18 protein-coding genes and 1 tRNA gene are annotated in these 23,497 nt (G+C 67.8%); 14 read left to right on the top strand and 5 right to left on the bottom strand.

Features of this window, described 5'->3' with window-relative positions; all coding sequences use genetic code 11:
* Positions 1-1,065 precede the first annotated feature (1,065 nt).
* The 11 genes from DFJ68_RS13335 to DFJ68_RS13380 all read left to right on the top strand — a co-directional run bounded on the left by DFJ68_RS13335 (position 1,066) and on the right by DFJ68_RS13380 (position 15,860).
* On the top strand, positions 1,066-3,135 hold the full coding sequence (locus DFJ68_RS13335) for a type I restriction-modification system subunit M (RefSeq protein WP_245963647.1): 2,070 nt from the start codon (positions 1,066-1,068) through the stop codon (positions 3,133-3,135).
* Positions 3,136-3,173: 38 nt separating this feature from the next.
* Positions 3,174-4,337 carry a restriction endonuclease subunit S gene (locus tag DFJ68_RS13340; RefSeq protein ID WP_170165772.1) on the top strand — a complete coding sequence of 388 codons (1,164 nt, stop codon included), beginning with the start codon at positions 3,174-3,176 and terminating at the stop codon, positions 4,335-4,337.
* Positions 4,334-5,266 carry a restriction endonuclease gene (locus DFJ68_RS13345; protein ID WP_121035372.1) on the top strand — a complete coding sequence of 311 codons (933 nt, stop codon included), beginning with the start codon at positions 4,334-4,336 and terminating at the stop codon, positions 5,264-5,266. Before DFJ68_RS13340 ends, DFJ68_RS13345 begins: the two co-directional genes overlap by 4 nt.
* Positions 5,267-5,522: 256 nt before the next feature.
* Complete coding sequence (locus DFJ68_RS13350) at positions 5,523-6,302, top strand: DUF932 domain-containing protein (protein WP_170165773.1); 780 nt, start codon at positions 5,523-5,525, stop codon at positions 6,300-6,302.
* A 12-nt stretch (positions 6,303-6,314) separates the two neighbouring features.
* Positions 6,315-9,377, top strand: a complete 3,063-nt coding sequence (locus tag DFJ68_RS13355; RefSeq protein WP_121033929.1) for a type I restriction endonuclease subunit R — start codon at positions 6,315-6,317, stop codon at positions 9,375-9,377.
* Between the two features lie 42 nt (positions 9,378-9,419).
* Entirely contained in the window at positions 9,420-10,658 is a 1,239-nt protein-coding gene (locus DFJ68_RS18140; protein ID WP_147431584.1) for a hypothetical protein, read from the top strand.
* 32 nt (positions 10,659-10,690) lie between these two features.
* Positions 10,691-11,491, top strand: a complete 801-nt coding sequence (locus tag DFJ68_RS13360) for a hypothetical protein (protein ID WP_121033932.1) — start codon at positions 10,691-10,693, stop codon at positions 11,489-11,491.
* 417 nt (positions 11,492-11,908) lie between these two features.
* Positions 11,909-12,277, top strand: coding sequence for a hypothetical protein (locus tag DFJ68_RS13365; protein ID WP_121033934.1), 369 nt, complete (start codon positions 11,909-11,911; stop codon positions 12,275-12,277).
* A gap of 19 nt (positions 12,278-12,296) precedes the next feature.
* Positions 12,297-15,077, top strand: a complete 2,781-nt coding sequence (locus DFJ68_RS13370) for a tetratricopeptide repeat protein (protein WP_121033936.1) — start codon at positions 12,297-12,299, stop codon at positions 15,075-15,077.
* Between the two features lie 413 nt (positions 15,078-15,490).
* The gene (locus DFJ68_RS13375) at positions 15,491-15,664 is read left to right on the top strand and encodes a CsbD family protein (RefSeq protein ID WP_121033938.1); all 174 of its coding nucleotides are present in this window, start codon (positions 15,491-15,493) and stop codon (positions 15,662-15,664) included.
* Between the two features lie 122 nt (positions 15,665-15,786).
* A tRNA-Gly gene (locus DFJ68_RS13380) sits at positions 15,787-15,860 on the top strand.
* Positions 15,861-15,968: 108 nt separating this feature from the next.
* Here DFJ68_RS13380 and DFJ68_RS13385 read toward each other — a convergent pair.
* On the bottom strand, positions 15,969-16,184 hold the full coding sequence (locus DFJ68_RS13385; protein ID WP_121033940.1) for a hypothetical protein: 216 nt from the start codon (positions 16,182-16,184) through the stop codon (positions 15,969-15,971).
* 178 nt (positions 16,185-16,362) lie between these two features.
* On the opposite strand from DFJ68_RS13385, the gene DFJ68_RS13390 reads away from it, so the two are divergent.
* The gene (locus DFJ68_RS13390; protein ID WP_121033942.1) at positions 16,363-18,225 is read left to right on the top strand and encodes an acyl-CoA dehydrogenase; all 1,863 of its coding nucleotides are present in this window, start codon (positions 16,363-16,365) and stop codon (positions 18,223-18,225) included.
* A gap of 96 nt (positions 18,226-18,321) precedes the next feature.
* Here DFJ68_RS13390 and DFJ68_RS13395 read toward each other — a convergent pair whose 3' ends face one another.
* Both DFJ68_RS13395 and DFJ68_RS13400 read right to left on the bottom strand, forming a co-directional pair.
* On the bottom strand, positions 18,322-19,725 hold the full coding sequence (locus DFJ68_RS13395; RefSeq protein WP_121033944.1) for an acyltransferase family protein: 1,404 nt from the start codon (positions 19,723-19,725) through the stop codon (positions 18,322-18,324).
* Between the two features lie 124 nt (positions 19,726-19,849).
* Positions 19,850-20,893: a zinc-dependent alcohol dehydrogenase family protein gene (locus DFJ68_RS13400; RefSeq protein WP_121033946.1), complete on the bottom strand. Its 1,044-nt coding sequence runs from the start codon at positions 20,891-20,893 to the stop codon at positions 19,850-19,852.
* Positions 20,894-21,051: 158 nt separating this feature from the next.
* Between DFJ68_RS13400 and DFJ68_RS13405 the strand changes: the two genes are divergently transcribed.
* Positions 21,052-21,489, top strand: coding sequence for a helix-turn-helix domain-containing protein (locus DFJ68_RS13405; RefSeq protein ID WP_121035374.1), 438 nt, complete (start codon positions 21,052-21,054; stop codon positions 21,487-21,489).
* Positions 21,486-21,890 carry a VOC family protein gene (locus DFJ68_RS13410; protein ID WP_121033948.1) on the top strand — a complete coding sequence of 135 codons (405 nt, stop codon included), beginning with the start codon at positions 21,486-21,488 and terminating at the stop codon, positions 21,888-21,890. Before DFJ68_RS13405 ends, DFJ68_RS13410 begins: the two co-directional genes overlap by 4 nt.
* Before the next feature lie 29 nt (positions 21,891-21,919).
* On the opposite strand, the gene DFJ68_RS13415 is transcribed toward DFJ68_RS13410, so the two are convergent.
* Both DFJ68_RS13415 and DFJ68_RS13420 read right to left on the bottom strand, forming a co-directional pair.
* Positions 21,920-22,396, bottom strand: a complete 477-nt coding sequence (locus DFJ68_RS13415) for a YqeB family protein (protein WP_147431585.1) — start codon at positions 22,394-22,396, stop codon at positions 21,920-21,922.
* Positions 22,397-22,511: 115 nt separating this feature from the next.
* Entirely contained in the window at positions 22,512-23,495 is a 984-nt protein-coding gene (locus DFJ68_RS13420; protein ID WP_121033952.1) for a hypothetical protein, read from the bottom strand.
* Between the last annotated feature and the right edge of the window lie 2 nt (positions 23,496-23,497).

The raw sequence follows: 23,497 nt of genomic DNA on the forward strand, positions 1-23,497 counted from the left end.
CGCCGACGCCTCACAGAGTCGAAGGACACCCCCGTGATCTCTACTTCCCCTGCAACCAGCGGCTTTGCGTGTGCTGCCCTCTCGCCCGTTGCTGCCCCGCACGACATCCCCTTCCCGCCTACCGGAGAGACCGCCCTGATGGGAAGGCCCGCGAGGGCCACTGTTCTTGATCTCTACGGTGAATCACAGACAACCACTCCTGTGCGCGACCGCTGGCCCGTCTGCCCTGTCAGTGGCGACTTCCTCATGAGACACCTCCGCACAGGGGAGGTAACCCGCGGCCGGTGTCTCGACTCTTCCTGTTACGCGTGCGTCTGGCCGGTGGCCCTCCGAGTTGGCGGCGCCATCGGCCTCGCACGCCCGGACCGGCTGATCACCTTGACGCATGTCGGCAGGACTTGGGCGACCATTCAGTCCCGGATGACGTACTTCCGCAGGGTGCTCACCCGCCGGGATCTGCCCTTGGAGTACGCGTGGCACGTGGAGCCGGACCCTGATCCTGCCTCGCCGGAGCACCACGTCCATCTGTGGTCGCACGGAGCTGATCCGTCGCGCGGTGACATCGCTGCCGCAGCGATCGCCGCGAGTATGGGGCCTGTCTGTGACGTGCGGTCCGTCGAGGTCCCCACTGACGGCCGCATCCCCACACTGGCGTACGGCATGAAGACCTGCGAGCCGCCCCATGGGCTCATGTCACAGCTCTGGCCCGAAGCTGAGCGGTACCTCGCCGCCAACGGGGGGCGTCTCGTCCACCCCACGCGTGGCTTCTGGCGGGACCTCCTTGGGCATCCCGTCAACCGCATGCGTGAAGCCATCCGATTGGCCCGCCAAGCCCAGGGCTTTGGCAACTGGGTGCCCGCGACATGACCCCTTCGTGTGGTTTCTGCGGCGACCTACACGCACGCGCGCGTCCGTGCCCCCCCCTTCCCACTTGGCCGCGGACCCCACCCCCCTTCGGGCGGAGGAGGGGCTTGATCCAGGCGTCAAAGTTCTCATCGCCAAGTGTCGGTTTTCGTGGGTGCACGGCTCGTGGTTCCGGATGTCCGCCTCTCCGATATGGTCCCAATGTCGAGCACGGCCAAAGGTGAGGACGGCATGCAGGTACAGGGGTTCGGGGACAAGGTCTCCTTTATTTGGTCGGTCGCCGATCTGCTCCGTGGCGACTTCAAGGCGCACGAGTTCGGGCAGGTGATCCTCCCGTTCACGGCTCTGCGCCGGCTGGAGTGCGCGCTGGCGCCGACCAAGGACGCGGTCGTCGCACGGGCGCTCGCGCTGGAGGGCAAGGTCGCCAACGTCGAAAGCATCCTGTGCGCCACGTCCGGACATGACTTCTACAACGTGTCGCCACTGAGCCTCACGAAGCTGCTCAACGATCCGGCGAACGTGGGAAAGAACCTCAAGACCTACATCGCCGGCTTCTCCCCAGGTGCCTCAGAGGTTCTCGAGCGGTACGGGTTCGCGGACAAGATCGAGCGGCTCGACAAGGCCGGACTGATCTACCAAGTGACGGCCAAGTTCGCCGAACTCGACCTGACGGAGAAGTCTGTCTCCAACGACGCGATGGGTTACATCTTCGAAGAGCTGCTCCGCCGCTTCTCGGAAATGAGCAACGAGACCGCCGGTGAGCACTTCACCCCGCGTGAGGTCATCAAGCTCATGGTCAACATCCTGTTTGCCGAGGACGACGACGCGCTGCGCGGCGCCAAACCGATCCGAACGATCTACGATCCCGCCTGCGGCACAGGTGGCATGCTCACCGTCGCCCAAGCCCATCTGAAGCACCTGAACGACAAGGCAGAGCTGCACGCCTACGGCCAGGAGCTCAACCCCGAGACCTGGGCGATCGCCCGCTCTGACCTGATGATCAAGGGACAAGATCCTCGCAGGATCGTGCTGGGGAACTCCCTCACTGATGACGACGGACACCAGCGGGAGCGGTTCGATTACATGCTCGCCAACCCGCCGTTCGGGGTGGACTGGAAGAAGTACCAGGCCCCAATCGTCGCCGAGCGCAACGCCCTCGGGTTCCGCGGCCGCTATGGGCCGGGACTGCCGCGTTCTTCGGATGGGTCCCTGCTGTTCCTCATGCACATGCTGAGCAAGATGAAGCCTGTCGCTGCCGATGGCTCCGGCGGCTCGCGGCTGGCGATCGTCTTCTCCGGCAGCCCGCTCTTCGCCGGCGCGGCCGGTGGTGGTGAGTCCGAGATTCGCCGCTGGATCATCGAGAACGACTGGCTCGAGGGCATCGTCGCCCTCCCGGACCAGATGTTCTACAACACGGGGATCTCGACATACTTCTGGGTGCTGTCGAACCGCAAGGCCCCTGAGCGGCGCGGCAAGGTCGTGCTTCTGGACGCTCGTCAGTCGTTCGAGAAGATGCGGAAGTCGCTGGGCGACAAGCGCAAGTACATCACCGACGCCCAGATCACCGAACTGACCCGGCTCTACGACGAAGCGATCACGCTCGAAGGGACGGACAAGCGGGTCAAGGTCTTTGACCGAGAGGCGTTCGGCTACCAGCGCGTCACGGTAGAGCAGCCCACGCGCCGACGCTGGGTTATCACCGACGAGACCCTCGAACGGCTTGCGCGTTCGAAGGCTTGGGCCAAGTGGCCCGATGCAGTAGCCACACCAAATGTCGCCGCGCTCGAGTCCGTTCGGGCTGTGTACGGCGACAAGGTTGGGTCGGAGTTCACTACCGAGAGGGACTGCAAGGCGGCCCTAACGGGGAACATGGGTGCCGGGGTGCCGATCGGGGTGATCAACGAACTCCTGAAGCTCAGCGCCGTCGCCGATCCTGAAGCCCCAGTAGTCACGGTCCGTGGCAAGCCTGTCGCGGACACAGATCTGCGCGACCAGGAGAACGTCCCGTTTCCGAGCGGGCTCCTCTCGCTGCCCGAGCACGAGCGGCAGAAGGTGCTCGACAAGGACGCCGAACGCCACATGGACGCGGAGATCAAGCCTTACGTCCCCGAGGCCTGGGTCGACCTCACCCGGACGAAGATCGGCTACGAGATTCCTTTCACCCGCCACTTCTACGAATACGTCCCGCCGCGCCCTCTTGCGGAGATCGACGCCGACCTCGCAGAAACCGAAGGTCGTATCCAAAAGCTACTCAGTGGGCTTGCACGATGAGGTGGCGGTCTGCTCCTCTCTGGAGCGTTGCCCCACCGGTGCGCGAGGTTGTGAGCGCGGAGCAACTGCCCTCGGAGGTGCTGCATTACTCAATCCCTGCCCTGGAGGAGAGGGGATTGCCATCACTTGAGTTGGGCGAGACTGTTTTGTCAGCCAAGCTCGCAGTTCAGAAGGGTGACGTTCTGATAGGTCGGCTCAATCCCAGGAAGGCGCGGATCGCTCTGGTCGATCGCCACATGCCTGGCGCCACAATCGCATCAACCGAGTTCGCTGCGCTCCGCCCGCATTCCGTCGATACGCGGTTCTTGCTCTACGTCCTGCAGAGCGAGTCGACTCGTCAACGGTTGGACTCGCTCGTGAAGAGTGTGACGAGAAGCCATCAGAGGGTCGACGCGGCAGAAATTACGCACCTCCCCGTGCCTCTCCCTCGGACCGAGGAGCAGCGACGGATCGCGAACTTCCTCGACGACCAAATCGGCTTGATCGACCTCCTGATTAGCGAACGCCGCCGACAGATCGGGCTGGTGAAAGAGCGCGTACGGGCAGGCTTGGAGGAGGTTCTCGTCAGCGATACTGCGGACACGGTACCGCTGCAGAAGTTGACCGATCCAGCCCGGCCTGTGCAGTACGGCATTGTGCTTCCCGGGCCTGACTTCCCAGGCGGCGTTCCCATCGTCAAGGGCGGCGATGTGGCAGCGCACCGGATGTCACGGGATGAGCTCAATCGCACTAGCCCCGAGATCGAAGCGGGATATCCCCGGTCACGGCTGGTAGGCGGGGATATTCTGATCGCGATCCGGGGGAGCGTCGGCGAGTTGGCGGTCGTGCCTTCTGAACTCGACGGCGCGAACATCACTCAGGATGCAGCGCGGATCGCCCCCTTCCAGTGTGACCCGCGTTGGCTTCGCTGGGTGCTGGCGACTCCGACAGTCCAGGGCGCCATCCAACGGATGGTCACTGGGGCTACCGTTAAGGGCATCAACATCGGCGACCTGCGCCGAGTCCTGATTCCTACGCCGAACCTAGCGCGGCAAGCTGTCCTTGGACTCGAGGCCGAGCGCCTTGCCGCACACGCAGCACAATCGCTGTCCGTTCTCTCCGAGTCGATTTCCCTCCTCGACGAGCGAAAGCGCGTTCTTATCACCGCAGCGGTGTCAGGAGATCTGAGTCCTTCAGCTGTGTGGGGACGGGGCGTGGCGTGACAGTTCCCGACTACCAGACGATGATGCGGCCCGTGCTTGAGACGCTGGAGGCGCTCGGGCCGCAACAGTTCCGTGACCTCGTCGTCCTCGTCGCGGACCGACTCTCGCTCACGGAGGAGGATCGCTCCGAGATGATTGACAGCGGCCAGCCGGTGTTGTCGAACCGCGCTGGTTGGGCGGTGACGTATCTCGTCCAGGCCGGCGCGGTTCGCCGACCGAAGCGGGCTGTCGCGGAGATCACCGACCGCGGTCGGGCACTTGTCGCATCGGTGGACGGTCCAATCGGCAACGCGCACCTGGCGGAGTTCGAGGAGTTTCAGGCGTTCAAACGGCGCACCCGGCCTTCGAAGGCTGCGGCGACGCCGCCCAGCGCAGGCTGGACGGAGTCCGAAAGCGACCTGTCCCCGCGTGAGGTCATCGAGGTTGCCTCGAAGTCGCATCGCGCGGCGGTCACCGGCGACCTGCTGGACCGCGTCATGGAACTCAGCCCGGCGGCTTACGAACGACTCGTCCTCGACCTCCTCGGCGCGATGGGCTACGGGACGGCAGGCGCCATCGAGTCCACGGCGAAGTCGGGCGACGCCGGCATCGATGGGGTGATCAGTCAAGACCCGCTTGGGTTGGATCGGATCTACGTGCAGGCGAAACGGTATGCGCGTGATCGGACGGTGGGCCGTCCGCTGATGCAGGAGTTCGTGGGTGCCCTCCATGGGCAGCAGGCCGACCGGGGCGTGTTTATGGCGACGTGTCCGTTCACGCGCGAGGCGCTGGACTACGCCGAGCGTGTTGGCGCCCGCATCATCCCGATCGATGGCGATCGGCTCGGCGAGCTGCTCCTGAAGTATGCGGTCGGAGTCCAGCCGGACTTCACGGCTGTGCTCCACCGCGTCGACGACGACTTCTTTGAGACACTGGAAGAACGGGTCTGAGGCGCTGTCCATGGTTAGCTTCCGTGACTCCAAGCCCGGCGAGTTTTATCAGGACCGCGATCGCAGGCGGCATGTCGAGCGGTTACCTGCTCCGCCCTTCATGCGCTTCGCCGCACGGAGGGGGACCTCCGCTGACCTATGGTCGGATGACTCGCTTCCCAAGGAGATTGGCCCAATGCTGCATGTGGCCAGACTCGCGTGGCCAGTGGAGGCGAGGCCAGTGTCGGCACCTACTCAAGATGGGCAAGTCCGACGCGTGAACGGTTACAACGCGCTGGTTCGTCCCGACAGCGACCAAGTCATGTCGATCGTGACGACCGCCTACGTTCCCGCCGACAACGACGAGGTGGCCGATGCCGCAGTGTCCATGGCCCATCGCATCGACCCGCAGGCGAGACTCGTGGCGGCCGCGTCGTTCGGGCGTACCAACGAGCGCACTCTGTTTGTCATACGCGTGACTCGCGACGAGAACGAAGCCCTTTGCCTGCTGGCCTACAACTCTCATGGCGGCGAAGGCGCAGTGCGGTTCCAGGTGGTTGAGGCGAGCCGATCCATGTGCACAATCTTCGTCACCTCATCGACAAACTCAGCCAGCGCCGTGCCGCACGTCGGGAAGGTGCGGGAAAGCCTAAAGCGCGCGGGTAAGCACAGTTCTCTCTTGGAACGGTATCTGTCCGAGGTGCCTCCCCTATGGGGCAGACTGGCCGATACCCTTTGGAGCCCGCGTCACACTCGCGCCCTGATCCAAGAACTATGGGGCGAGACCCCCACACTCCGACCCAAGACCTCAGAAGGTCGAGACCTTGAGCCAAACGAGTCGGTCTTCCGACACCCGGGGAACGTGCTGCCCTCACGAATGGATCGCTGCGACGATGCGGCAAACGCGTTCAGGCTTCTCTGCGACTTCATCGACAACGAGTCGGACGCATGCGAGCGTGGCGACTTCACGAAGGATCGCGACGAGAGGCTTGCCCTCGGCGCCGGAAACAAGCTGAAGCAGCGCGCGTGGCGCTGGATCATCGACAACACGATGTGAGACAGGGGACAGATGAAGGCGCACCGGGAGAGCGCGTTCGAGGAGTGGATCGAGCAGCAGCTCGCAAAGGTCGCATGGCTCAAGGGTGACCCGGCGGCGTACAACCGGAGCCTTGGACTGAGCGAGCGCGAGTTGATGGCGTTTGTGCGGGCCAGCCAGCCGGAGAAGTGGGAACGACTCGTTTCTCTCCACGGCTCCGAGATCGTCGCCGAGCAGAAACTGGTCCGCCGGGTGGCTGATGAGCTGTCCGCGCGAGGTACTGTCGACGTTCTACGCCGCGGCGTGAAGGACATGGGCGTCAACGTCGACTTGGCCTACTTCGCTCCTGCGCACGGGCTTACGTCGGAGCTGCAGGAGGCTTACGACGCAAACCGTCTCACCCTGGTGCGACAGCTGCACCACTCCGAGTCCAACCCGGCTGCCTCCCTGGACCTGGTGTTGTTCGTCAACGGGGTCCCGACTGCCACCGCGGAGATCAAGACGCACACCGCGGGGCAGCGGGTTGAGGATGCGATCCGGCAATACCGGACGGACCGGAATCCGACCGATCTGATCTTCCGGGCACGGACCGTCGTGCACTTCGCTGTGGACCAAGACGAGGTCTACATGACCACGCGCCTGCAGGGGCCGGACACGGTCTTTCTGCCGTTCAATATGGGTTCCACGCCGGGAAGCCCTGACTGCGGCAAGGGCAACCCTCTCAATCCGCATGGGCACCGCACGGGATACCTGTGGGAGCACGTATGGACCCGCGAAACTTGGCTGGATCTCCTCGGCTCTTACGTGCACGTCGAGCACGTGCGGGACGAAGCCGGCAAGAAGACCGGCCAGACCCGGACGATCTTCCCGCGCTACCACCAATGGGACGCTGTCTCGAAGCTGCTCGCCGCCGCGCGAGAACAAGGGCCAGGGCACAACAAGTTGGTTCAGCACTCAGCCGGGTCGGGCAAGTCGAACACCATCGCGTGGTTGGCGCACCGACTCTCCCGACTGCACACGGCGGTAGACGACGCAGGGCTCGGTGAAGGTGCCCGGGCGGCCGGTTTGGGACCTAACGAGCCGGTGTTCGACAAGGTCGTCATCATCACGGACCGGACCGTGCTCGACCGGCAGTTGCAGGACACGGTCGCCTCGTTCGACCACACGCCCGGGATGATCGTCAAGATCGACAAGGACTCCCGGCAGCTGCGTGACGCGCTCGAGGGCAAGCAGGCGCGAATCATCATCACGACGCTGCAGAAGTTCCCCGTCGTCGCCGAGTCCGCCAACACCGTGGCCGGGACCCGGTTCGCGGTCATTGCCGACGAGGCGCACAGCTCGCAGACAGGCGATGCAGCCAAGGACCTCAAGGCGGTGCTCACCGGTCAGACCCGCGCCGAAATCGAGGCCGAAGACGAGCAAGAGGTCGATGGCCAAGACCTCCTCGTCGCGTCGGTGGAGGCGCGAGGGAAGCAGAAGAACTTGACCTTCTTCGCGTTTACCGCCACTCCCAAGGAGAAGACGCTCGGACTTTTCGGTGAACGCGTGATCGATAGCGCGGGAGAACCACGGTGGGCCCCGTTCCACCTGTACTCCATGCGCCAGGCCATCGAGGAAGGCTTCATCCTGGACATGCTGGCGAACTACACCACGTACGCGACCTACTACCGGCTCGCGAACGGTCTCGGCCTGGACGATGATCCGGAACTGCCCAAGGGCAGGGCCGCGTCGGCACTGGCCCGATGGGTGTCGCTGCACCCGTCGAACATCAAGCAGCGCGCCGAGATCATCGTCGAGCACTTCCGCCACCACACCGCGAGCAGGATCGGCGGCCGGGCCAAGGCCATGGTCGTCACACCGTCACGAATCCACGCCGTGCGCTACCACCGGGCGATCAGCGAGTACATCCGGGAGAAGGGCTATGACCGCGGCGATGGTGCTCTGCGTGCCCTGGTGGCGTTCTCAGGGACATTGACCGACCCAGACAACCCAACCGTGGTCTGCCGGGAGTCCGCGATCAACGGCTTCTCCGAGTCGCAGCTGCCGGAACGGTTCGGGGGGCCGGAGTACCAAGTGCTCGTGGTGGCGGAGAAGTACCAGACCGGCTTCGACCAGCCGCTGCTGCACACCATGTACGTGGCCAAGAAGCTCGCTGGCGTCAACGCTGTCCAAACGCTCTCACGACTAAACCGTACTCATGCTGGGAAGGAGGACACCTTCGTCCTCGACTTCGTGAACAGGGGCGAGGAGATCCGCGAGGCGTTCCAACCTTGGTTCACAGAGACCACAGCCACCCCGGCGGACCCGAACCTGCTCTACAACCTGCAGCGCCGAATCCTTGATGCATCGATCATTGACTCAGCGGAGATGGCCGCAGCTGTGGACGCCGTGCTGCGCGGAGGGCCGGCTGCGAACGCCACCCTCAACCGGTACACCGACCCGGCGGTCGCCCGATGGCACGACCTCGACGAGGACGACCGCGAGGGCTTCCGGACCGCCGTTCGCGACTTCGTCCGCGCTTACGCCTACCTCGCGCAGATCGTGCCCTTCCGAGATCCTGAGCTCGAGCAGCTCTACTACCACGGCAAGTACCTCATCACCCGTCTGCCGCGCACGGACAGCAGCGGCTCGGTCGACTTGGGCGATGCCGTAGTCCTGACCCACCTGCGCACGGAACTGCTCGCGGAGCAGGAGGTGCTTTCGCTCACCGAGGGATCAGACGAACCCCTTCCAGGGCACTTGGGAGAAGGGCGCGGTAAGCAGCACGAAGAGCCGATGGACAGGCTATCCGAGCTGATCAATGCCCTGAACGAGCGGTTCGGGATGGATCTGGGCGAAGGCGATCGGATCTGGTTCGAGCAGCAGCAGGCTGCCCTCGCCGAGGACGAGGACGTGCGCCTGGTCGCTCTCAACAACGACTTCCGCCAGTTCGAGGTCTACCTCGAGCCCAAGGTCCAGGAGAAGGTCGTCCAGCGCCACGAGGCCAACGACAGCCTCTTCCAAGCGTTCTTCGACAAGCCCGAGTTCAAGGAACAAATGCTCAGGTGGATCGGCCGCGCCCTCTACGACGGCATCCGTGACGACCGCACAGGATAATGATCTCACCGCCAGGGCCCGACTTCGCTGAAAGGCAACACTATGATTTGGACGGATGCTCGGCGGCGAGTCTCTGGAGAAGACGACCTCATTCTGCTGAACGAGTGCCAACTCTGCTACGAGGCTGGCGCGTGGCGGGCCGCTTACGTCATGGCATTCTTGGCCGCAATTGAGGCCCTCGAGGCTAGGCTCAAGCAGATGGCAGTAGGCCACACTGCGCTGGGACAGGGATTAGCAGCGGCACTGAAGTCTGGGAGTTCCAAAGAGGCCGAACTGATAGACCTCGCGGCAAAACATGAGTTCTTCACCTCCAACGAAAAGAAGCGCCTTCACTCCATCCGTGAGATGCGCAACGATTACGCGCACGCTAGCCACCTCTCCCCACAGGCCTACGAAGTCGAGATCGCCGTGCGAACCGCGATCGACCTAGTGCTTACCCGCGAAGCGCAGGTCCTTCCTGGACGAGCAAAAGCATTGGCGAATGAACTCGCAACGGATATTCACAGGCTCGCGCCCGGCGAGGAGGCAGAGAAGCGGTTCGCAAAAGAGACAGCGCCAGTCGTCCACCGGACTGCACGTGCCGTGATGTTTAGAGAGCTCCTCGCGCGACACGGGGACGCGGACGCTATTGCGGGTAGTTTGGCGTCACGGGTTGTCAGGGTGGCCCGTCACCTGCTCGACATCTGGCGGCCAGACCTCGCCGGCGCGGAGTGGCACCTGGGTGAGATACTCGCGGAGAGTCCGGGTCCTCTCGCAGAGGCCCTTCTTCGTCCTGAAGTGTGGCTCCTCGTCCCAGTGGACTTTCGATCACGCGTCGTGGGAGCAGCGGAGCGGTCCAGCGAGGACTTGCTGGATGCGATTGTGGCACTCCACCGGTCCGGCGTTGATCCCGAGAGTGCCCAGGTCTTCCTCAAGCAGATCCGATCCGTTCGCCTCAAGGACTGGCTCTCTTCATCAAGCTCCCCACTGCGCGAGCTGATGCCTGACGTAATCGACACGTTGAATGGTTGGAACGTTGCCGACGCCAAATGGACCGCTGACAGGCTCACACGAATACCGGCTTCAGAGTTCGACCGCTTAGACTCGGCGGAACTGACTTCTCTTGCCCAGGCATTGGAGGGTGCAGCTGATCCGGGTGGCCTCGACAGTTGGGGGGTTCGCGCTGACATTCCAGCCCTGCTGGAGAGAACCGATCTCCCCCCGGAGTTTCTACTATCCCTCAAAGACGGTTGGGGTCGAATCAAGCCTAAGATACCCACGGAACCAACTGACGGCGGCTAACCATGACATATCCCCAGTGATCAGGAGTGCATATGCGCCCTAAGTTCTCGGAGTTCTCCTACGGGTATTCAGTAACGCGAGAGCTGGAGCTTCTCGCTAAGCTCGCATTGGGCGGAGTGAGCGCGCCACCCATGCTGCCGTCACTCAAGGCCGAGAAGGACTTAGGGTTTGACGTGGGGGTGCTCACTGTCCGACTCGCGATCTTTGTCCAGTTCAAATTGGGCGAGTACGTTTCACGCGCGGCCCCGGGAAGTCCCACTTGGCCCTACCTAGGCAAGGAACACTACCGCGTCAGGATCGACACCTCGGACCACCAGTTCTTGGCGCTGCTCGATCTGGAAAAGCGGGGTGTCCACAAGGGCAGGCCCCTCCTGGTGATGTACACCGCTCCAGCGTTTTGGACGCGTGAGACTTTCTGGATGCATTACTCGGCCGACGAAGTCCTGCAGCACTCCTATGGGTTCGCTCCATCGGACCTCCCCTGCGATGGTCAGGAGCATCACCGCGTGGTTACAGCTGATCACTCCATGAACGGAGTCCTATCAGAACTGCGTGAGGTTCAGGACCGCCTGGAGCGGCAAACACTGGATGCGGAGTTTCGGCAGCTGGCCGAGTATCGGGGAACTGAGTTCAGCCTCGTGTCCCTAGAACAACAACTTAGGGCGGCATGCGCCAGTGCCGGCATCGCACAGTTGGGTCAGTTGGACGCTCTCGACGCCCCAGACCGAGGAGTCTGGGACCAGATTCAGGTTTGGAGTCAGATGCTCGAGGTGGTCCCGCTGATCTGGTACGAGGGTGCCACCGCAGATCCGGGCTCCAGCGACAGAGGTTGACGGCCGGCGAGACGGGCGGCCACTCGACCCATCATCAGCACGGTCCGTGCCAGATCGTGCCAGACAGCCACACCTATGGGCACCTTCCCACACCACTCAACGAGAGACCGGATATCATGTTTGTGCAGGTCAGGCGCCTCTCCGTGCTTGGCCAGCACCCGTCAGAAACCACCATCGTCTGATTCCCAAACAGTGGCGCGGGAAGGCGGCGATATGCCGAGCAGTGCCGGCCGATCACGTGCCCAGCGGAGGCGTTTGGACCACTGCGCGGTTTTTCGGCCTTCGGCCCAGGACTGCGCCCCGTTGTGCTGATCGCGCGCGGCGTCGCGCTAAAGCATGGATGATGGCCAGGGCGAAGGCAGGATCGCCGTGCTTGTCGGTTCAGTGAGTGTTGAGGCAGCGTAGGGAGAGGGTGACATGGATCCGGTGACGTTGATTCTGGCGGCCTTGGCGGCCGGGGTGGCTGCGGGTGTGGGCGAGACAGCCACTCAGGCAGTCAAGGACGGATACGCCAGCCTGAAGGGCCTGCTTCAAAGAAAGTTCGACGACAACCCCAGAGCGAAGCAGACCCTGGCGGATCACGAGGAGGATACCGAGACATACGAGAAGCCGCTCGCGAAGCAGCTACGCGAGACCGGCGCTGACCAGGATCCAGACATTGTTGCCGCGGCAGAGCAGGTAGCGGTGGCCGCCGATAGTGCTGGCATCAAGACAAAGTACAACGTGACCGTGACCGGTGGGAAGGTCGGCAACATCGGCGACCACGGCAACGTCACCATGCACTAGTACGCGCTCGGGGCCTTGCATGGACGACCAAGAACCAAGTGCGGCGGACGGGGTGGAAGCGGCGAAGCCTGACATTGCCGTGACCGGAGGCATAGTCGGCAACATCGGCGATAACGGCACGGTGAACATGGTGATGCCGCGCAGACAGGTCAGCTGGCCGGTGGTGGTGGGGTCACCGCCGCCGTTGGCGTCGGCGTTCCGCTCCCGGTCGTCCGTCCTGGATCTGATGGCGGGACAGGCAGACGTCGTGCTGCGGCAGGTGCTGTCCGGCGACGGGGGGGTGGGCAAGTCACAGATTGCCGCCGGCGCGTTCGACTCCACGACCGTGGATCTGCGGGTGTGGGTGGCTGCGGAGTCCCGCACCGCTGTGATCACCGGATTTGCGCAGGCGGCGGTCCAGTTGGACCTGGCGGATCCAGGGGTGGATCCGGAGCGGCTGGCGGCGCTGTTCCTAGGGTTCGTTGCGGGGACGGACCGGTCGTGGCTGGTGGTGATGGACGATGTGGCCGATCCGGCCGACCTGGCCGGGTTGTGGCCGGCCGGAACTGGACGGGTGGTCGTCACCACCCGGCGGCGGGATGCGTCGTTGTCCGGGGGCGGGCGAGTGATGATCGATGTCGGGGTGTACACGAACCAGGAGGCCCGCGGGTACCTGGTGGACCGGTTGACGCCGATGGGGGACCGGTTGCCGGGCGACGTGCTAGCAGAGGCCGACGCGCTTGCCGATGACTTGGGCCGGTTGCCGCTGGGGCTGGCGCACGCGGCGGCCGTGATCATAGACCAAGGGGTCGGTTGCGCGCAGTACCGTCGATGGTTCGCCGACAGGTCCCGCGCCCTGGAGGAGCTGTTTCCGGCCGATGCGGACGCCGACGGCTACGCCAAGACGGTCGCCACGACGTGGGCGTTGGCGGTCGAAGCCGCGGACCGAATGGAACCGCGTGGGCTGGCTTCCCCGATGGCGGCGTTGGTGGCTGTATTCGACCCGGCCGGCGCGCCCGAGACCGTCTTCACCAGCAAGCCCGCCCGGGATTGGCTCACCGCCCGGACCAGCCGTGGAGACGTCACGCGAGATGTGGCGCGGGGGGCGCTGCGGGCGCTGGACCGGCTGTCACTCGTCAGCCACAACCCGGGCCAAGACGCGCAGGCAGTGCGGATGCACAACCTCACCGGCCGGGCAATTCTTCATGCGTTTCCCGCCGCGGACATCCAGACTCTCGCTCTCGCTGCCGCCGAGAGTCTGCTCGAGGTCTGGCCTGCCATCGAGAACACGCCGACGCTGTCCGAGTCCCTCAGGGCCAACACTGCGTCGGTCGAACGGGTCAGCCCGGCGGCTCTATGGGACGCCGAGTCGGGTGGTCACCCCGTGCTGTTCCGTGCGGGTCACTCCCTACAGGAGGCGGGGTTGGCCCGCGACGCTGTCGCATTCCACGAACAGCTGCTCAACCGGGCGCGCGGCCACCTCGGCCCTGACCACCCGGACACGCTGAGCTCGCGGAACAACCTCGCCGGCGCCTACGAGTCGGCCGGGGACCTGGCCCGGGCGATCCCGCTGCACGAGCAGACCCTCACCGACCGCGAGCGGGTCCTGGGCCCCGACCACCCCCAGACGTTGACCTCGCGGAACAACCTCGCCGGCGCCTACGAGTCGGCCGGGGACCTGGCCCAGGCGATCCCGCTGTACGAGCAGACCCTCACCGACCGCGAGCGGGTCCTGGGCCCCGACCACCCCCAGACGTTGACCTCGCGGAACAACCTCGCCGGCGCCTACGAGTCGGCCGGGGACCTGGCCCGGGCGATCCCGCTGCACGAGCAGACCCTCACCGACTCCGAGCGGGTCCTGGGCCCCGACCACCCCCAGACGTTGACCTCCCGGAACAACCTCGCCGGCGCCTACGAGTCGGCCGGGGACCTGGCCCAGGCGATCCCGCTGTACGAGCAGACCCTCACCGACTCCGAGCGGGTCCTGGGCCCCGACCACCCCCAGACGTTGACCTCGCGGAACAACCTCGCCTACGCCTACGAGTCGGCCGGGGACCTGGGCCGGGCCATCCCGCTGTACGAGCAGACCCTGACCGACTCCGAGCGGGTCCTGGGCCCCGACCACCCCCACACGTTGACCTCGCGGAACAACCTCGCGAGCGCCTACCGGTCGGCCGGGGACCTGGGCCGGGCCATCCCGCTGTACGAGCAGAGTGTGACGGACTCCGAGCGGGTCCTGGGCCCCGACCACCCCCAGACGCTGGCCTCCCGGAACAACCTCGCGAGCGCCTACCGGTCGGCCGGGGACCTGGGCCGGGCCATCCCGCTCTGCGAGCAGACCCTGACCGACTCCGAGCGGGTCCTGGGCCCCGACCACCCCCACACGTTGACCTCGCGGAACAACCTCGCGATCGCCTACCGGTCGGCCGGGGACCTGGGCCGGGCCATCCCACTGTACGAGCGGACCCTCACCAACCGCGAGCGGGTCCTGGGCCCTCACCACCCCCAGACGCTGATCTCCCGGAACAACCTCGGGAGCGCCTACAGGTCGGCCGGGGACCTGGGCCGGGCCATCCCGCTCTGCGAGCAGACCCTGACCGACTCCGAGCGGGTCCTGGGCCCCGACCACCCCCAGACGCTGGCCTCGCGGAACAACCTCGCGATCGCCTACGAGTCGGCCGAGGACCTGGGCCGGGCCATCCCACTGTACGAGCGGACCCTCACCGACTCCGAGCGGGTCCTGGGCCCTCACCACCCCCAGACGCTGATCTCCCGGAGCAACCTCGCGAGGGCCTACGAATCCGCCGGCGAACTGGGATAGCAGTGCGAGGAAAGCGCGTGCGTGCCAGATCGTGCCAGATGTGCAGACCCAACCACACCCAACCGCACCCGACGTCGGCTCACGGTCTACTCTGTTGGTGCAGGTCAGAGCACATTGTGTGCGTGACCGGCGTCAGTCAGATTCCAGTGTTGTCTGATTCCCAAGCTGGATACGCGGGTTCGATTCCCGTCGCTCGCTCCGCATCCTGACCGGCCCGTCGCGGCCGTGACGACACCCTCCCCTCACCACGGGCCGGCCCGTGGCGGCCCGCCGCATCGCGCCGACGAGCCGAGAGGGACGGGGGTTCGAAGATGTTCAACAAACCACCCCAAGGGGTATCTCCGTCGTACCGGAACCGATACGGGACGCCAGTAGTTGGCCCTGTGTCACTTCGTCTACAGAAGGAGATCACCATGGGACTCATGGACAAGGCCAAGAACGCCGCCGAGGACCTCACGGGCAAGGCCAAGGAGGCCACCGGCAAGGCGACCGACAACGAGCGCCTCGAGGCCGAGGGCCAGGCCGACCAGACCAAGGCCGACGCCAAGCAGGCCGGCGAGAACGTCAAGGACGTCTTCAAGAACTGAGGCTCCCCTCGCGTTGCGACGCCCCGTCCCCGTGCGGACGGGGCGTCGTGCTGTCCGGGGGGTGCGCCCCAGCGCGCCGGTTTCGACCCGAGCCGCCGCCTCCGCTATGGTGGGCAGCGCTCGCGGGTGTAGTTCAGTAGCAGAACAGCCTCCCTCCAGGAGGAAGACGTACGTGCGATTCGTGCCACCTGCTCCATCGCCGAGAGGGCCTGGTCACCATGACCGGGCCCTCTCGCACGTCCGGGGTCGGTAACCGCCGCCCGAGCCGCCCGGGCCGCACGCGGCGTCAGCCCCATCACCGCCGTCAGCGCTCGTTGCCACGCTTGTAGTTGCCGGTAGCCCGGGCCAGCGCGTGCTGGATCGCCCCATCGTCGCCACCGTCGAGCACGCGGTCCAGTCGCCGGGCGGCGGCGCCCGCGACGACGGCCACCAGGCGTCCACCTCGCGACACCCGTACCTGTCCGGATGCCGTGCGCTGCCAGTCGAAGGGGTCCGCGGTGAGGCGGTCACGGGCGTCCACCACCCCATCGTCCCGCGCGTCCACAGCCCGCGTCGAGCGCAGTGCGCGCCGACCGTCTCCCGATCGTGACGTCGGCGCGTCGATTTTCTTACCGACGAGTAGCATCATGGAAGTGACCGGCCGGTAACCCCCGACCGTCACGCCAGACCACGGCACCAGCAGCGACGCGGAGGACCCCATGGGCCACTACAGGAGCAACGTCCGAGACCTCGAGTTCAACCTCTTCGAGGTGCTCGGCCGGCAGGAGGTGCTGGGCCGCGGCATCTACGAGGACGTCGACGTCGACGCCGCCCGCGACATCCTGCGCGAGGTCGCCCGCCTCGCCGAGCACGAGCTCGCCGACAGCCTCCTCGACAGCGACCGGCATCCGCCCGTCTTCGACCCGGCCACCCACTCGGTGACGCTGCCCGAGTCGTTCCACCGCTCGTTCCGCGCGTACGTCGACGGCGACTGGGGCAACCTCGACGTGCCCGCCGCGCTCGGCGGCATGGTCGTCCCGGCGTCGCTGCGCTGGGCCGTCGCCGAGATGGTCTGCGGCGCCAACCCGGCCGTGCACATGTACACGGCCAGCTACTCCTTCGCGAACCTGCTCTTCCACTACGGCACCGACGACCAGAAGAAGCTGGCCAAGCACATCGTCGACCACGCCTGGCACACGACAATGGTGCTCACCGAGCCGGATGCCGGCAGCGACGTCGGCGCCGGACGCGCCCGGGCCGTGCAGCAGCCCGACGGCACGTGGCACGTCACGGGGGTCAAGCGCTTCATCACCTCGGCCGAGAGCGACCTCGTCGACAACGTCGTCCACTACGTGCTCGCCCGTCCGGAGGGCGCCGGCCCGGGCACGAAGGGGCTCAGCCTCTTCATCGTGCCGAAGTTCCACGTCGACCTCGAGACCGGACAGCTCGGCGAGCGCAACGGCGTCTACGTCACCAACGTCGAGCACAAGATGGGCCTCAAGGTCAGCACGACGTGCGAGGTCACCTTCGGCGAGCACGAGCCGGCGGTCGGCACCCTGCTCGGCGACGTGCACGACGGCATCGCACAGATGTTCACGATCATCGAGAACGCGCGGATGTTCGTCGGCACCAAGGCGATCGCCACGCTGTCGACGGGCTACCTCAACGCGCTCGACTTCGCCAAGCAGCGGGTGCAGGGCGCCGACCTCACCCGCAGCGGCGACAAGACCGCCCCGCGCGTGACGATCACGCACCACCCCGACGTGCGCCGGTCGCTCATGCTGCAGAAGGCGTACGCCGAGGGGCTGCGCGCGCTCGTGCTCTACACGGCATCCCAGCAGGACGTCGTCAACCAGGCCCAGTCGGGCGACCCGACGGCGCCCCTCGAGAAGGGCTCCGACGCCGAGCTCGCCCACCGTGTCAGCGACCTGCTCCTCCCCCTCGTCAAGGGCCTGGGCTCGGAGCGAGCCTGGGTGCTGCTCGGCACCGAGTCGCTGCAGACGTTCGGTGGCTCCGGCTTCCTGCAGGACTACCCCGTCGAGCAGTACGTCCGCGACGCGAAGATCGACACGCTCTACGAGGGCACGACGGCCATCCAGGGCCTCGACTTCTTCTTCCGCAAGATCGTGCGCGACCAGGGCCAGGCACTCGCGCACGTGGCGGCGCAGGTGCAGGAGTTCGCCAAGGACCTCGGCGGCTCGCTCGACCGCGAGCGCGAGCTGCTCGGCCGCGCCCTCGAGGACGTGCAGGGCATCGTCGGCCACATGGTCGACGACGCGATGAAGAGCGACCCGCGCCTCGGCGGCGACCCCGCCAACGTCTACAAGGTCGGGCAGAACACGACCCGCCTGCTGCTCGCCGCCGGCGACCTCGTCGTGGGCTGGCTGCTGCTGCGCCAGGCCGAGGTGGCCCAGCGGGCCCTCGACGCCGGCGCGACCGGAGCCGACGCGGACTTCTACACCGGCAAGGTGGCGGCGGCCTCGTTCTACGCCCGCACCGTGCTGCCGAAGCTGGCCGCCGAGCGCGCCATCGCCGAGGCGACCGACAACAGCCTCATGGACGTGCCCGAGTCGGCCTTCTGAGGCCCGCTGCTACCGGCCGCGACCGACCCGGGGCGGCTGGCGGGGCGAACACACCGAGCAGTGCTCAGGTCCACGAGTTGCAACCCGCGGATCTCGTCATTGCTCGGTGTGTTCGCGCGCGAGGGTGAGCAGGGCGACCCCCGCCGCCAGCACCGCGAGGGCGGCGCCCGGCGTGACGTCGGCGACGAGGAAGAACACCGGCCGGGCGCCGAGCACGTCGACCCCGACCACCGACACCATGAGCACGCCCAGCACGGTGACGAGCGCCCCGAGGCGGGCGAGCGGGTCGGCCCGGTGTGAGGATGCCGGGTGGTCGGCGCCCGCCCGGACACGCTCGTCGCGCGCAGGGCGGGGGCGGTCGAAGCGGGCGAAGACGGCGACGAAGACCGCCGTGAGGGCCGCGAGCCCGACGAACAGCACGGGCCGGGTAAGCCACCAGGCGGGGCCGGCCACTTCGGGCTGGTCGATGCCGGCAGCGCGCAGCCCGAGCAGCACGAGCAGCAGGGCCGTGAGGTGCCAGAGAAAGGCCGTCATGGCGAAGGCGCCGGCGACGACGACCGCCCGCCACACTTTCGGCCTGGCCAGCAGCCGGGTCATGGGGGCGCGGAGCACGACGGCCAGCCCGCAGATGCCGACGCCCTGGGCGAGCAGCGCGACGGTGGGCGGGGCCATGTTCGACAGTGCCTCCCCGGGCAGCCCGACCATCGACGTCGGGTAGGGCCCGACCGTGACGCAGAGCAGCATGGTGCCGAAGCCGCCGACCAGCATCAGCCGGCCGACAGCAGGCGTGAGCAGCCCGTCGCGCCAAGCGAACCCGAGCTGGTGCAGCGCCAGCCACACGAGGGCGAACTGCAGGTTGGCGAGCAGCCCCGCGCCGGCGCTCGACCCGCCGCTGAACCGCAGCAGGTCGACGACGACCGACAGCACGACGAGCACGGCGACGACGGCGAGCCCGTGGCGACGGTGCAGCGCGAGCATGCCGGGGGCGCAGGCCGCGACCCCGAGGTAGATGCCGACGAACCAGAGCAGCTGCGGCACCATGACGAGGGCGTCGCGCGTCAAGGCCCCGTCGGCGCCGGGCGTGCGGGTGAGGCCGGAGAGGTGGGCGGCGACACCGACGACCAGCCACACGGCGAGGAACACGAGGGTCGGCCGCAGCAGGCGCCTCGCCCGCTGCCGTACGAAGGCGGCGTACCGGCCCGGCCCCGACGGCATCCGCCGTGCCAGCGACTCGAGGGAGTGGGCGTGCGCCACCCCGCCGACGAGGAAGAACAGGGGCATGACCTGGAGCAGCCACGTGACCGGCTGCAGCGTGGGTGCGAGCGAGAGGGCGTTGGTGATGGTGCCGCCGGCCGTGAGCGTGACCATGAACCAGTGCCCGAGCACGACGACGAGCAGCGACCCGACCCGCAGCGCGTCGACCCAGCGGTCGCGGTCGGCGGGCGTGAGGCGGTCGACGTCGGCCGCCCGGTGGGCGGCGGGGGCAGGGGTGCTCGACATGGCGCCATGCAAGCAGCGCGCGAGTCCCCGACGCCTGAGCGTGCGTGCTCACTCGCGCCCCGTGCGAGCGTCGGGAGGTGGCCACTCGACGGTCAGGGGTGTCGGGACGTGGCCTCTCGACGGTTCAGGAGGGGGTGAGGCGGACGACGGTGAGGCCGGGGCCGGTCGGACCGTCCATGGCGGCGAGCGCGTCACCGGCCTCGTCGAGCCCGATGACCCGGCCGACGAGCGACGCCGGGTCGAGCCGGCCGTCGGCGACGAGCGCCATCATGACCGGGTAGTCGGCCGCGGCCATGCCGTGTGAGCCGAGCACCTCGAGCTCGCGGGAGACGACGAGGTCCATCGGTAGGGCGGTGGCGGCGTCCGGACCGAGCAGCAGCCCGACCTGCACGTGCCGACCGCGCGGTCGCAGCAGCCGCACCGACGCCGCGGCGACGGAAGGCGACCCGATCGCGTCGACGCCGACGTGCGCGCCACCGCCGGTCACCTCGCGCACCCGCTCGACGAGGGCCGACAGGTCGGCGGCGTCGAGGGTGAGCTCGGCGCCCAGCTCGCGGGCCCGGGTGAGGGCAGCGGGCGAGAGGTCGACCGCGACGACCCGGGCCCCGAGGGCCACGCCGACCATGACGGCCGACAGCCCCACGCCGCCGCAGCCGAGCACGACGAGCCACTGGCCCGCCCCGACGCGGCCCTGGCCCTGCACGGCCCGGAAGGCGGTGGCAAAGCGGCAGCCGAGCGCCGCCGCGGCCGTCGTGTCGACCTCGTCGGGCAGCACGACGACGTTGGTGTCGGCCGCCGGGACCATGACGAGCTCGGCGAACGAGCCGGGCCCGGTGAAGCCCGGCTGGTACTGGTCGGGGCAGACCTGCGCCTGACCGGTGCGGCAGAAGTCGCACACCCCGCAGCCGCACGTGAAGGGGACGGTGACCCGGTCGCCGACCTGCACGCGCGTGACGCCGCCCCCCACCCGGTCCACCACCCCGGCGAACTCGTGGCCCGGGGTGTGCGGCAGCGCGACCGGGTCGTGGCCCTTCCACGCGTGCCAGTCCGACCGACAGACGCCCGTGGCCTCCACCCGGACGACTACGGCACCGGGCGGGCAGCCGGGCTCGGCCACCTCACGCACGTCGGGGGTCTGCCCGTACTCGTCGAACACGACGGCGCGCATGGTCCTCTTCCTTCCGTCGGACGTCCCGTCACCGGATGCCGTCGAGGGCCTCGCCCCCTCGCCGCGGTCGCGGACCCGCTGAGGCTACCCAGCCGAGCGCACCGGCATCCGGGCCGTTCGGTGTACGGCGACGGATGCCGCTGCGCGAGGATGGGCGCGTGAGCCGGGCGAGCGAGGAACGCAACCGCGCCCTGCTGCGGGCCAAGGACGCCATGGACGCCTCGTACGCGCAGGCGCTCGACGTCGATGCCCTGGCGCGCCTGGCGTGCTGCTCGCCGAGCCACTTCATCCGCACGTTCGCGGCGACGTTCGGCGAGACGCCGCACCGCTACCTCCAGCGCCGCCGGGTCGAGCGCGCCATGCACCTGCTGCGCTCCACCTCGATGCCGGTGACGGAGGTGTGCTGGGCGGTCGGGTTCGCCAGCCTCGGGACCTTCACGCGCACCTTCACGCGGGTGGTCGGTGAGACCCCGACCGCGTACCGCGGCCGGGGGCCGCTGCCGCCGACCCCGTCCTGCTTCGCCATGGCATGGCTGCGGCCGAGCAGTTTCGGAGAAGCGCGGCCGGGCCCCGGCGCCCTAACGTCGGCGCCATGATCACCTCGCTCGCCATCACGTCCCTCTACGTCCTCGACCAGGACGAGGCCCTCGACTTCTACGTCGGCACCCTCGGCCTCGAGATCGGCACCGACGCCGACCTCGGCTTCATGCGCTTCCTCACCGTCCGCGTCCCCGGCGAGACCCGCGAGGTCCTGCTCGAGCGGCCCGGCGCACCGTCGATGGACGACGCCACCGCGGGCCAGGTCCGCGACCTCGTGACGAAGGGCGCGGCCGGCACGCTCTTCTTCCAGACCGACGACGTGCAGGGTCTGTGGCGCGACCTGCAGAGCAAGGGCGTCGAGCTGCCCGAGGAGCCCGTCGACCGCGGCTACGGCACCGACTTCGGCTTCCGTGACCCGTTCGGCAACCACGTGCGCGTCTCGCAGCCGCCCCGCTGACCCGCTGACCGGCTGACCGGCTGCCGCGCTCAGCGGTCCTCGAACGGGTAGCCGAGGCGGCGGAACGCCGCGGGCAGCGCCTCGCGGTCACCCTCGACCGTGCCGGAGAAGAGGTCGCGCCCGTCGAGCCCCTCGACGACGACGGTGCGCCGGGTGCGGTGGACCGACGCGACGCGGTCGCGCGGGATGCGCCGCACCCGGCGCGTCCCGCGTCCCCGGCTGACGAGGATGCGCTCGCGGGAGACCTCGACGCGGTGGGCGTGACCGACGAGCAGCCCTCCGGCGAGCACACCGACGGCGGCGCCGATCGCCGGCCTCCCCCACGTCCACCCCGACTCCCACGCGGCGACGGCGGCCAGCCAGCCCGGCAGGGCCGCCCCGTGGTCCTCGGTCCACCGCGCCACCGTGGGCAGTGCGGCCGTCATGACGAGCCCGAGCAGCGCCAGCCCCACGACGACGAACGTGCGGTCGGCCGGCGAGAGCTCGAAGGTGCGGGCGTCGTCCATGCCCCCAGCCCACCGCAGCCGGGCGGGCGGGCGCATCGGTCGCCGGTCTACCCCTGCAATCGTCGCGTACGACTTTGGTCGTAGCTGACAGCCACACGCAGGTCCGGCGGGCGCCTCAGGCGCGCCGGCGGCGCGGGCGCGTCACGGCCACGACGAGCCACGTCAGCAGGCACAGGGCCAACAGCACGCCGATCTCGAGGTGGATGCCGTCCTGCGCGGCCCCGTAGGCGGCGTCGACGAACGCGCGCACCGTCGACTCGGCCGAGACCAGGTCGGCGACCGCGCCGACGAGCAGCGGTCGGGCGAGGGCGAGCGCCGCTGCGAGCAGGGCTGCGCCGACGGCGAACCCGAGCGCGAGCAGGCCTGCGGTGAGCCGTCGCCGGTTCGCGACCGCGACCGCGAGCACCGCCAGCCCGAGGGCGACGACGGGGACCCAGAGGCCGTAGGCGTCGAGCAGCTGGAATGGCCCACGCAACGCGTCGGCCTGGCTCGCCGACAGCACCGGCACCTGCACGGTGGGGGCGATGTCGGAGGGCAGGTCGACCCCGAACGACGCGAGTCGCTCGCGCAGGGCGGGCACCCGCACCTGCAGGTCGACGGTGAGCCCGTCGGCCGCCGACCCCGTCGCGGGTCGGCGCAGCTCGTCCACGAGCTGCGCGTGCGCCTGGCGCAGCGACGACCGCCAGACCTGGGCGAACTCGTCGCTGGCGACGACCGTCTGCACCGCCTGCCGCACGGGGGCCTGCACCTGCTGGCGCAGCCGCTCGCTCGACAGGTCGAGCTGCTGCACGACGGCGGCGCTCGCGTCCGACGCGATGGAGCGCTGCACCTCGGCCCGCTGCACGAGCGGCGCCGCCGTGTCGACGAAGGCGTCCGTCTGGGTCACCGCGTACGCCGTCCAGGCGGTGACGAGCCCCAGCGGCATGAGCAGCACGGCGACGAGCCCGAGCACGAGGCTGAGCAGGGTCCGCAGGAAGCTCGGGTGCCGTTCGACGCGGCCCGTGCTGCCGTAGCCGTCCGGATGCCGGGTGGCGGTGGCGCGGCGGTCGTCGTACCGGCTGTCGTCGCGGTCGTACGGGTCGTCGCTCGCGCGGCTCACGG

This window comes from Terracoccus luteus (assembly GCF_003635045.1).
In the GTDB taxonomy this organism is placed as follows: Bacteria; Actinomycetota; Actinomycetes; order Actinomycetales; family Dermatophilaceae; genus Terracoccus; species Terracoccus luteus.